Here is an 11,585-nt window from a genome sequence, read left to right on the forward strand (position 1 = left end):
AAGAATGCCGAAAAAGTTTATACGACGTTATATGCCGGATCACAAAGCAGTGAAAGAAAACCGTTACCTCAAGGTATTCGGTAAACTGCTTCACGATCCTAATTTGTGGCATTTAAATCGTCGTTCGGCGAGTGGCGCATTCGGTGTTGGTTTGTTTTTTGCGTTTTGGCCAGTACCCTTTCAAATGATTTTTTCTACCGCTGTGGCTATCATCTTTAGAGTCAATTTACCTTTGTCGATAGCAACCGTTTGGATTACCAATCCACTCACCATGCCACCTATATTCTACGGTGCTTACCTTGTCGGGAGTACTGTACTTGGGACTGAAGTTGATAAATTTACGTTTGAATTGAGTTGGACGTGGTTAGCAGAAAGCTTAGGCACTATTGGCCCAGCCTTCCTATTAGGGTGTGCAATTTGCTCAGTGTTTTTCGGAGTATTGGGGTATTTCAGCTTAGATTGGGTTTGGCGTTATTCGGTCATGCGCGCTTGGAAAGCTCGGAAGTCTGCATAGACTTCCAAACTCATGCAGAGTGAGCTTATTGCTCGGCGAAGAAGGCTAACATTTGGTCTTCGTTCCACACCTCGATATTCAAAGATTCAGCTTTAGTTAACTTAGAGCCCGCTTTTTCACCCGCGATCAATAAGTCGGTTTTCGCTGACACACTGCCCGACACCTTAGCACCCAAATCTTGCAACTTAGCTTTCGCTTCACTTCTGCCCATTTGCGATAAAGTACCCGTCAGAACGATGGTTTTGCCTAGCAAAGGCTGCTGTTCTTTTGATGCCTCTTCTATTGCTGGCCAAGTGATCCCCAAAGCAATCAACTCTTCGATAATATCAATATTGAGCGGCTCACGCATAAAGTGGAACACGTGCTGCGCAACGATTTCACCAACATCTTGGACTTCAATCAATGAATCAATATCCGCGCTCATGATATCGCTCAGTTCACGGTAGTGAAGGGCCAAATTTCTTGCGGTCGACTCTCCTACTTCACGAATACCCAAAGAGTATAGAAACTTGGCGAGCGTCGTTGATTTTGCAGACTCCAACGCATTTAACAAGTTGACCGCAGACTTATCTCCCATGCGTTCTAAGGATGTCAGCATTGGCAGGTTGAGTTTAAAAAGGTCGGCTGGGTTTTTAATCAAGCTTGCTTCAACTAATTGCTCTACAATCTTGTCTCCTAAGCCATCAATATCGAAGGCCTTGCGAGATGCAAAGTGCTTAATTGCCTCTTTACGCTGTGCCGCACACACGAGACCACCGGTGCATCGCGCTACAGCTTCAGACTCTGTGCGTTCAACGTGTGACTCACACACTGGGCAATGTTGAGGAAAAGCAATTTCCTTGGCATCTTTAGGTCTTTCAGCGAGCACTACAGATACGACTTGTGGAATAACATCTCCAGCGCGACGGATAATCACTGTATCGCCAATACGAACACCAAGGCGGTTAATTTCATCTTGATTATGTAAAGTGGCATTCGACACTGTGACACCTCCAACGAACACCGGCTCCAAACGAGCAACAGGGGTAATGGCCCCTGTTCTACCCACTTGAAACTCCACGTCTAATAGTCGTGTCATTTCTTCTTGTGCTGGGAATTTTTGTGCCATCGCCCATCGTGGCGCTTTAGACACAAAACCAAGTCGTTGTTGGAGGCCAATATCGTTTATCTTAAAAACGACGCCATCAATATCGTAAGAAAGGCTGTTACGCTGCTCTCCAATTTTTCTGAAATAATCGATACAAGCTTGAGCGCCTCTCGCTACTGAAGACTCTTTACATAATGGAATGCCCCAGTCACCTAGCGCTGCTAGACGTTCTGTATGCAAATCGAGCTTAGTCAAACTCTCACCTTCAATGACGCCCATGCTGTAGGCATAAAACAATAAGGGGCGTTTCGCGGTAATTCTCGAGTCTAACTGTCGCAAGCTACCTGCAGCAGCATTTCTTGGGTTCGCAAATACTTTGGCACCCGCCAATCGTTGATTATCATTAAGCTGATCAAAGCCCTGCTTGGGCATGAAAACTTCTCCACGAACTTCAACGCGAGTAGGAATATTGTCTCCTCTCAGCTTGATAGGCACATTAGCAATAGTTTTCACATTTTGCGTAATATTTTCTCCGACTTGACCATCACCGCGTGTCGCCGCCTGAACTAATACGCCATTTTCATACAAAATCGACACTGCCAAACCATCAAGTTTTGGTTCACAACTAAACTCCAGATCGTTGAAATTTAATAAGCGGTCTTGCAGACGCTTTTCAAATGCGTTGAGGTCTTCTTCTTCAAAGCCATTGTCGAGTGACAACATTGCAACTTCATGCGTGACTTGCTCAAACTTCGACAAAGGAACACCACCAACCTTCTGGCTGGGAGAATCCGGACTTTGCAATACAGGGAATGCTTTCTCTAATTTAATAAGCGCTTTCATTAAGCGATCATATTCTGCGTCAGGAATGCTAGGCGCATCCATCACGTAATATTGGTAATTATGATCTTCTAATTGTGCTCGTAAGGTTTGTACTTCAACTTGCGCTTGTTCTTGAGTTAATTCGGTCATGCCTACTACTGTCGGTTAATTCGTTTTCTTTCAAACTCGCGGATACGCTCAGAATACTTCTGCAAGCCTTGTTTCGTGAGTACGCCTCGACTGCCATCCAAAATTTGGCAACCGAATTCATCTGCCAATTTCCTGGCCGCATTGTGCATCATATTAAAAACCTGCTGTGGCTCGCCTTCAATTGGCAACATCATAAACAGGGACAAACCTCGTGTACTAAAGTTTTCAATATTATCAATATCGAAAACCCCTGGTTTGAATAGGTTGGCTAGAGAGAACAGCACAGGACCTTTGCCATTGGTATTCACATGGCGATGGAAAATATCTTGTTCGCCAAATTTAAAGCCTAAGGTGAGCAGCATGGGTAGCAAAGCAGAACCAATGATTTCGTTACCCTCAGGAGCTCTAACATTCAATACGAGAACATCAGTGGGTTGCTCGACGGCGCCGCTTTGTCCTGCTGAAGGCTCAGCGTTTGCGCGCGCATCCTCACGTGAGGCAGAAATGGGCTCTACGTTGCTACTGGTATGTGATGATGCTTCTTCAGTGAAGTCGATGCGCATTTGTTCTTCGTTCGTCTTCACTGCATTTTGCACTTGAGGCTCTTTACGGATTTTATCCGCAACGCTCTTTTTGCGCCTGGAAACCAGTTTTCTAGCCTGTGCTGCGAGGCTAATTGGCTTCTCTTCTTCCGCTTTTGGTACTTCTTCTGCGTCAAGTTTAAACTCTGGCTCTACTCGCCCTTGAGAATCAACTTCCGGACGAACTGTTTTGGTAGGTGCTGCGGCTTTTGCAGGCGCGGTGGCTTCGTTACTCATCGGCGGTGTTGAAGCTGAAGAGGTAGGTGTTTCATCAGTATTCACAGGAGGCGTTGCCGCTTCTGGTTTCAATAGGAACGGGGGTGGCTCTGGAATACTCGTATCTGAAGATTGTGGCCGACTAGTTTCACTAGGACGAGTTTGGCGTTTAAACTCTGGCTTAGGTTGTGTCACGACACTGCCATATAACTTTGCTGGCGCCTCTTCGTGCTCCGCTGCCAGTTGCGCAAAGTCCATTTCTGAGTGGCTTAGCGAAAGACCTTCGTCTAATTCTGGTGTGTTAACTCTTACGCTACTCTCAGGTTCACCACCGCTTTGGTTTACGTCACTTTGCGACTCAAGCTCTCTTTGAATATCTATATCATCACCAACCAGCGCCTCACTTCTGACCATAGGATCAGTGGGGTCGATGTCCGGCATGCTATCTTGTTCAGCAACATTATGCTCATCGTTTTCTTCAAGGTCAGGGATGCTTTGATTAGTGAATTGCTCATTGCCTGCAGATGCGCCAGAAATAATGCGCACCGGCCCCACGCCAACATCATCGTAACTGTCGTCACTGGTACTGTGTGCCAATGGATCAACTGTAGGCTCGTCACCGTCGCCCTGCCAGTCTCTGGATTGAAATTTAGGTCTTTCATTGGCTTTGGCATTTTTTCTTATTGTCCAAATACCATGTACAAGGATCGCGACAATCACCACGACCCCTAGTATTAAAAATGTATAGCGCAAATCTTCCATTTATAACTACTCTTATTTTTATTCTGTAATAGCTGACACTTATTCTGCGATTGCTAGTGCTTCTTCTACGTCAACAGCAACCATTCTGGAAACACCTGGTTCAGCCATTGTAACACCAGTTAAATGACTTGCCATTTCCATCGCCACTTTATTATGCGTTATGTAAATAAATTGTACGGTTTTCGACATCTCAGAGACCAATTTACAAAAACGTCCAACATTTGCGTCATCTAAAGGAGCATCGACTTCATCCAACAGACAAAACGGCGCAGGGTTTAACCTGAATATAGCAAACACTAATGATAATGCGGTTAGTGCTTTTTCTCCACCTGAAAGCAGGTGAATTGTACTATTTTTCTTACCGGGTGGCTGAGCCATAATAGTGACACCAGTGTCTAGCATATCATCATCGGTAAGCGCTAAGTGTGCACTGCCACCACCAAAGACCTTTGGAAAAAGCATTTTCAGGTCACCATTAATTTGATCAAAAGTGGCCTTGAAGCGTGAGCGTGTTTCTCTATCAATCTTTCTAATCGCAGTTTCTAGTGTCTCTAGCGCTTGTGTAAGGTCGTCATTCTGAGCATCAAGATGATTTTTACGTTCAGATTGCGATTCAAATTCTTCGACTGCAGCTAAGTTTACAGCGCCCAGTCGCGACAGAGATGCACTTGTGCGTTCCAAGTTTTCTTGCCATAGCTTTTCATCGATGTCGTCAGGTAGGGTTTCTAAAATTGGTTTTAGTGCTTGTTGCATATCTTGCAATTGTTCTAGGTGTGACTGCGCTCTGACTTTGCAACCTTCAGCATGTAGACGCGTGCTTTCTATCTCAGATTTAATGCGCTCCGCCGCCTGATTAATACCTGATTGTCCTTTTTCTGCCTCAAGTAAACGCGCGTCAATCTCACTGAGTTTTTCTTGTAATTCTGTTTGACGAATCTGCTCAGACTCTTTTGCCTCAAGCAGCTCTTGTAGCTTATCTTGCTGCTCTTCTAAAGGCATGGACAATTCTTCTGCTTCTTCCTGGAGCAACTCGATTTTCTCTTTGATTTCTTCCAACTGCTCTTCTCGAGAAGACTGCTTCTCTTTGAGTAACGAGTATTTATTCTTGACTTGTTGTACTTGTAATGCCGAATTATGCGCTTGAGACACTAGTTGCTCAACATGAGCACGCGCTTGTTGCAAAGCTGCAGTCAGTTTTTCACCCTGCTCTTGCGTGTTGTGCATTACCTCTTCATATTCTGCAAGCTCTAAGGCATGGATTTCAACCTGTTCATTTAAGGTTTCGAGCGTTTCCTCTTCCTCTTGAGCATTCAGTTGATTCCGCTCTTTTTCTTGATACAGGCGCTGATAACGCATTTCTTGTTGTGCTATCTGTTGTTGTAATTGTGATAATTGCGTACTCAGCTTAAAGCTTTGCTCATCGTAATCTTTACACAAGGAGTCAGCCGCTAATTTGAGTTCGTTTATTTCAGCGAGTGCTTGCTGATGTTGCATCAAAGTCGCTTGTTTTGCTTCAACCGTTTCTTCAACTGTCGCGAGCTGGCTGGTCAGCGCTTTTATTTTAGCCACCCGACTCAAGCTTTGGTCAACTCGCGTGCCTGCACCGCTGATCATTGTATCTTTGCTCACCCACAAGCCACATTCACTGATGAGCGACTCGCCCGGCTTAAGCTGTGAGCGTAAAGTAAAGGCTTGATTGATATTTTCGACTAGCTTAATTTGGCAAAACAACTCGGGGACAAGTGAGTTTTGTAGCTTGGAAGCCAGCGTATTGACTGGCTTTGTGTCGCTCATATCACGAGTAAACACCAAAACTTGTCCATTGCGCTCAGGTAGAGCTGATGGGTCAAGTTCGTTTAAGCTGAGGTCGCTAATCACTTTAGGAAGCTGATAAATGGCTAGCACAATTTCAAATAGTGATTCATAGCCCGTTTCAACCTGCAAGTATTCACTCATCGGCACGGCATGGTCCATTAATCGTTGATAAGCTTGATCACCCAAGCCATTATCAGAATGGTCATTTTGTTCCTGAATAGAATCCAACGCTGCCTTTTGAGCGCTCAATCCCAACAATTCATTCTGACTTGTCGTTAACTGTTTATTCAGTTCATCAACTTTGGACTGTGCATCAGACAAGCGTGTAGATGTATATTTACGGTCTTCCTCTGCTTGTTCTAATGCTTCGTTAACCAATAACAATTCAGTTTGCAGTTCTTCAGCTTCCGTTTTTGGATCATTGTCGTTTAATTCACGGATCTCACTATCTAGTTCTCGAATACGCGACTCTGTGCGCAGCTGCATACTTAAAGTATTTTGTATTTGTCCATGACAGGTTTGGAGCTTTTGTTTGATAGCGTGATACTGCGTTTCACTTGCACGGTTCTTCTCGCTAAACTCGCTTAAGGCTTCTTCAGCCTCTTCTCTCGAGATTTGAGCATTCTCCAAGGCCTCTTCCATCAGAAGTTTATTGGGTTCTAGTTCAACCAATTCATCTTGTACGACAGATAATTCAATCGCGGTTTCGGCATACAGTTCGTCCAACTGTTGTGATTGAGTTTGCAGTTGCTGCAATTCCATTTGAATTTGTTGCTTTCGTTTTTTCGAGAATAACTGAGATTGTTCTATTTTAGTGATGTTGGTGCTGGTTTTAAAAATTACCTGCTGAATATCGTTGATACTTTGTTTGAGTGCTTCCTGCTGTTCGCGAAACGCAATGATATTGGATTCATCGCCCCTTTTCCTGGAAATAACTTCCTCTAACTCGGTTTGTTTTTTTTCAATTTCAGCTTCAGCTTGAGTAATCAGCTCATTTTGTTTTAACCAACGAGCCACCGCTAGCTGCCCTTTTAACTCTCTCTCACTGGCTTTCAATTCTTTATATCGGGTTGCCGCGGCGGCTTGACGTTTTAGCTTACTCAACTGCTCACCCAACTCTGAACGCACATCATCTAAACGTTCTAAGTTTTCTTTCGTGTGCTTAATTCGGTTTTCAGTCTCACGGCGCCTTTCTTTATACTTGGAAATACCCGCAGCCTCTTCCACAAATACCCTAAGTTCTTGGGGTCGACTCTCTATGAGCTTTGAAATCATGCCTTGCTCAATAATCGCATAACTTCTTGGCCCTAAGCCCGTCCCTAAGAATAGGTCTGTGATATCACGCTTACGACATTTACTGCCGTTCAGCATATAGCTCGACATTGCTTCCTTCGTTACTATCCGCTTAACAGACAATTCATTGTAACCGGCGTACTCGCCAGCAATGCGTCCCGATGAGTTATCAAAAACCAATTCGACAGAGCATTGAGATACTGCTTTTCTCGCTGTGGAACCATTAAAAATAACATCTGTCATAGCATCGCCGCGTAGGTTTTTAGCAGAGCTTTCACCCAAAACCCAACGAACCGCATCAATAACATTCGATTTTCCACAGCCATTCGGCCCAACCACTGCAGTCATTTCCCCAGGAAATGGTATGGTGGTAGGATCAACAAATGATTTAAAGCCCGCGAGCTTAATCTTTTTTAGGCGCATGAATCTCTACTGGTTTACTTTTATGTTATGAATAATCCCTAAGCTCAAAGCTTAAGGCCAAATGAAATGTAACAAAAGAAAAACTTAGTAACAATTCGCCTTAATTTACGGATTACACTACGATTTTTGTTCTATATACTGCTTTCGTAGAGTACTAAAATCTAAAAAAGGAAACTAGAAAATATGAGTAATAAAAGTGGGGCAAGTTATTTTTTTGATGGCTTCAGCCTAATTGGAACCAAGGGCTTGAAGCGTTTCGTTTTTGTGCCTTTGTTTATAAATTTATTGCTTTTTTCTACTGCGTTTTATTTCTTAATTCCGCAAATCCAAAGTGGTGTTGAATACATTGTTAATTTAATCCCCGAGTTTTTAGGCTGGTTAAAAACCATGCTCACTTATATTTTATGGCCGCTGGCACTGATCAGCGTGTTACTCGTCTTTGCTCTGATTTTCGGCAGCCTTGCAAACTGGATTGCGGCGCCATTTAATGGGCTATTGAGTGAGAAAGTTGAGCGTCACCTAACAGGTCAGAGTATGGGTGACGAGGGCTTGCTAAGCGCTTTGAAGGATGTACCCAGAACCCTCGGGCGAGAAATGTCAAAAATGTTGTATTTTATTCCTCGGGCGATTGGATTTTTGATTTTATTCTTCCTGATCCCAGTATTTGGTCAAATACTTTGGTTTATGTTTACTGCGTGGATGATGGCTATTCAGTATTGTGACTACCCTTTCGATAACCACAAGGTGGGTTTTCAGCCAATGCGAAACCAGTTGCTGCAACGCAAAGGTCAATGCTTCAGCTTTGGTATCATGGTTAATATATTTTCTTTAGTCCCTATACTGAACTTTTTAGTAATGCCTGTTGCCATATGCGGCGCTACCTCTCTTTATGTCGATGAGTTTTCAGGCCAACGACGCACAGTAAGATAGTGACTTAGCGAGGCTTTATAAATCGGTCCAAAAAACGCCAGCGTCATTGTCGCCATTTTCAAATGCGGCAATGGCTAGGTTATCATTAATCGCCGAGTAATTAGCTGTATTAACCAAAACCTGTCGCCATAAAGTTCTGTAAACACGGGGGATATTGCGTAGGTCGTGATATTCTAAAAAGGTCATTTGATGACTTGGTTTATAAGACTTTACGTCGGTATTTTTACATGTATTCGAAGGACTAATTCGATGAAGAATGGGATTATTACTCTCAAGCATTTGTAGCTTGTTGTGTGCGTCTAATGCTGTTGTCCACGTTGTATAGCGTTGCTCTGGTTCATATACTAAAACTGTCGCTTGTTTCTCTTCAACTAAGGACGGTTCCGAATCTCCTGCTTCATCTTGAGGCTTAGGATCAGCTAGCTGATTTTCATTATTTGCCGGCTCAACTGGCATTTGTTTCGCCAAGAGTAAATTTGGCGCCTGGTTCTTATTACAATGATAGTTTGCTAATTCAGGAGGTAGTGCATATTCATCGACAAAACCCGCAAAGTGAGCCAATTCATGTACGAATACCGCATAGGTATCTGATTGATCTAAATACATCACGCCATTGTTAACATTCGCTTTACCTTGTTCAGCAAACACTACCATGTGAGTAAAGCCCAAGGGTGTTTTCATTTTACTCAAGGGATACAGGTCGCATGAAAGGCGTGGCTGACCATCGAAGTTGGCTTGGCAATCTAGGGCGTTCGGCTTCAACCAGATCGGTTCGGCTAGGCAAATTGGTAAGGAAGCGAGTCTCGCGTCTTTTTCATATTCAGCTCGGAAAGATAACGCCTGTGCAAAAGAAACCAATGAGTTCGCAACAAATTGAACTGATTGAGCACACTCAGCATTTTCAGGGGGAACATCCCTTAGTACAGAAAGAGATTGAGGTGAGTATTTATCTAAGATCTTGAGCATGGTGACTGACGCAGCATAATCTTGCTCAGCAGCTGTTTTAAAAAATGCCTTAGCCTGCTCCTTCTCTCCTTTCTTCCAATACAAGTTCGCGACTTTATGAGCACTACTCGCATCAAAGGCAGCGGCTTTTGATAACCAACGCATAGCCTCATCATCATGCTTAGCTTCAAAGGTATATTTGGCCATTGAAATAATGGCGGGTTCATAACCTTGCTCGGCCGACTTTGTCATCCACTTCATTTTTTCGTCAAACTTTCGCTGCAATAAGGCGTATTCGAATTGACTCTGTGGATGGCCTAATTCTGAGGATTTTTTCAACCAACGACGAATCGATTTGGCGTCTTTACTCTGCATCGCATTGTAATAAAGAGCACCGCTACTGCCCATATCACCGGCAAGTTGCAACCAATGTTGTTTATCGAGTTGAATAGCAAGTTGGGTGAATAAGGTTTGCGCGTCGCCATTTCCGTTTTCAACGGCTGGGAAGAGTAATCGCAATGCCTGCTCTTTATCGTCTAGCTTAGTCGCTTGCGCCACCAGACGTTGTGGTGATTGGCAGACATCTGCGAAAACCAGAATGCTTAGCACGCTAGCTAGTAGCAAGAGTCGAAGATAAGCAAAAAGTAGTATCAAGCTTGTTCCACCTTAAGGTTCAAGACAGGTCATTAGCGCTAGACGCATTTACTGTGTAATCTCAGCGCTCTTACGTTTCTCTCTTAAGCGACTTAGCTCAATGCGCGAGTACCGATGTTCAACATACTCATAAACATTCGTACTAAGAGCTAGCTTAAAGTAATTTGAGGCTTTGATTCGGTTACCAAGATCACTGTGGTACTTGCCTAGATAAAAATAAGCCTCGCACAGTCGATCGTTAAGCTGTTTTTGGCTTGTCACGTCGTCAACCAGGTCAGCGACAACAGCGGATTCGTCTATTTTACCTAGATAAAAATCAACGATACTGGTGGCCCAATTATCATTGCTTAAGCCCTGCCGGTTCTTTGCTAGGTTGCTTAGTGCCGACGCACGATCTACTTCTTGCTCGACAATAAACGTCCACAACACTCGATATGGGTCAGCTTTATCTCTTGCTTGAAAACGGTTAAGGTCATCTACCGCCAATTCAGCACGGCCACCATAATACAAAGCAATACCGCGGTTCAGAATGGCAAATTCATAATCTGGATTGATATCTAGGGTTGAATCGAACGATTCATATGCTTGTATGAAGTCCATCTGCTGGATATGGTGAATACCTATCGAATTGTGTGCTTCCGCCATATCAGGCTTCAATTGCAAGGCTTGGGAATAGTCGAAACGAGCTAAACCTGCCAAGCCAACGCTGTCGTAGAGCATACCACGTTGGAACAAAAGCTCAGCTCGCTCTTCATCCTTCAAAGGTGCTTGAGTCAATATATGATTGTAGCGAGCGATTGCCATTTGAGAACGCGCATTAATTGGTTCAGGCTCAGCTAGCAAGAGGTTACCCATCGGCCCGTTAGCGCTGTCGCGTGAGCTTGCACAGCCCCCTGCGAACAAGATAGTAGATAACACTAAACTAATACCGACAATTTTAAATTTCACTATTGCTCAATTCCTTTTATTTCACACTTTAGCGTGTGCTAGATAGGTCTCAATGATTCATTTAGCTTAAGCTAACAAGTTCCTCAACAGATATAAAGCACTTCAGGCCTTATTTAGCTGACTTTGCCGCTCTTTTTGCGTTAAATGCATCCATTTGTTCGTCAGTAGCTGGAAGCTGGTGATTCTCTTTCCACTCACTGTAAGGCATTTTATAAACCGCTTCTCGCGCTTCATCATCACTCAAGTCAATATTACGGTCTGTCGCTGCGGCTAGATACCACTTAGAAAGACAGTTTCGGCAAAAATCTGCTAATAGCATTAATTCAATGTTTTGAACCTGCTTGTTATTATCTAAATGATCTACCAGACGACGAAAAGCTGCAGCTTCGACTTCTATTCTCTCTTGATCGTTCATTATTTTATCCAAAATAGGTCAGTTGTTATA

General features: G+C 43.7%; 8 protein-coding genes. 2 read left to right on the top strand and 6 right to left on the bottom strand.

Going from position 1 to position 11,585, the window contains the following annotated elements; translation table 11 throughout:
• Window positions 1–4: 4 nt before the first annotated feature.
• Window positions 5–514: a DUF2062 domain-containing protein gene (locus RM556_RS15730; RefSeq protein ID WP_311360530.1), complete on the top strand. Its 510-nt coding sequence runs from the start codon at window positions 5–7 to the stop codon at window positions 512–514.
• 25 nt (window positions 515–539) lie between these two features.
• On the opposite strand, the gene ligA is transcribed toward RM556_RS15730, so the two are convergent.
• The 3 genes from ligA to smc are packed head-to-tail and all read right to left on the bottom strand — an operon-like array spanning window position 540 to window position 7,663.
• Window positions 540–2,573 (bottom strand): NAD-dependent DNA ligase LigA, encoded by a 2,034-nt coding sequence (gene ligA / locus RM556_RS15735; RefSeq protein ID WP_311360531.1) that lies wholly within the window; start codon window positions 2,571–2,573, stop codon window positions 540–542.
• Window positions 2,574–2,578: 5 nt separating this feature from the next.
• The gene (zipA, locus tag RM556_RS15740) at window positions 2,579–4,132 is read right to left on the bottom strand and encodes a cell division protein ZipA (protein WP_311360532.1); all 1,554 of its coding nucleotides are present in this window, start codon (window positions 4,130–4,132) and stop codon (window positions 2,579–2,581) included.
• A gap of 39 nt (window positions 4,133–4,171) precedes the next feature.
• On the bottom strand, window positions 4,172–7,663 hold the full coding sequence (smc, locus tag RM556_RS15745; RefSeq protein WP_311375049.1) for a chromosome segregation protein SMC: 3,492 nt from the start codon (window positions 7,661–7,663) through the stop codon (window positions 4,172–4,174).
• A 183-nt stretch (window positions 7,664–7,846) separates the two neighbouring features.
• Between smc and cysZ the strand changes: the two genes are divergently transcribed.
• Window positions 7,847–8,593, top strand: a complete 747-nt coding sequence (cysZ, locus tag RM556_RS15750; RefSeq protein ID WP_311360534.1) for a sulfate transporter CysZ — start codon at window positions 7,847–7,849, stop codon at window positions 8,591–8,593.
• A gap of 15 nt (window positions 8,594–8,608) precedes the next feature.
• On the opposite strand, the gene RM556_RS15755 is transcribed toward cysZ, so the two are convergent.
• From RM556_RS15755 to RM556_RS15765, 3 genes are all read right to left on the bottom strand, one after another.
• The gene (locus RM556_RS15755) at window positions 8,609–10,192 is read right to left on the bottom strand and encodes a sel1 repeat family protein (protein ID WP_311375050.1); all 1,584 of its coding nucleotides are present in this window, start codon (window positions 10,190–10,192) and stop codon (window positions 8,609–8,611) included.
• Window positions 10,193–10,240: 48 nt separating this feature from the next.
• Window positions 10,241–11,140, bottom strand: a complete 900-nt coding sequence (gene nlpI, locus RM556_RS15760) for a lipoprotein NlpI (RefSeq protein ID WP_409220097.1) — start codon at window positions 11,138–11,140, stop codon at window positions 10,241–10,243.
• A 109-nt stretch (window positions 11,141–11,249) separates the two neighbouring features.
• Window positions 11,250–11,555, bottom strand: coding sequence for a DUF1244 domain-containing protein (locus RM556_RS15765; protein ID WP_311375051.1), 306 nt, complete (start codon window positions 11,553–11,555; stop codon window positions 11,250–11,252).
• Window positions 11,556–11,585: the final 30 nt, after the last annotated feature.

Origin of the sequence: Alteromonas sp. W364 (assembly GCF_031846205.1) — a bacterium.
GTDB lineage: Bacteria > Pseudomonadota > Gammaproteobacteria > Enterobacterales > Alteromonadaceae > Glaciecola > Glaciecola blandensis.

Coding starts and splice junctions, on each gene's coding strand:
- RM556_RS15730 (WP_311360530.1), top strand. CDS start 5: ATGCCGAAAAAGTTTATACGACGTTATATGCCGGATCACAAAGCAGTG.
- ligA (WP_311360531.1), bottom strand. CDS start 2,573: ATGACCGAATTAACTCAAGAACAAGCGCAAGTTGAAGTACAAACCTTA.
- cysZ (WP_311360534.1), top strand. CDS start 7,847: ATGAGTAATAAAAGTGGGGCAAGTTATTTTTTTGATGGCTTCAGCCTA.
- RM556_RS15765 (WP_311375051.1), bottom strand. CDS start 11,555: ATGAACGATCAAGAGAGAATAGAAGTCGAAGCTGCAGCTTTTCGTCGT.
- smc (WP_311375049.1), bottom strand. CDS start 7,663: ATGCGCCTAAAAAAGATTAAGCTCGCGGGCTTTAAATCATTTGTTGAT.
- zipA (WP_311360532.1), bottom strand. CDS start 4,132: ATGGAAGATTTGCGCTATACATTTTTAATACTAGGGGTCGTGGTGATT.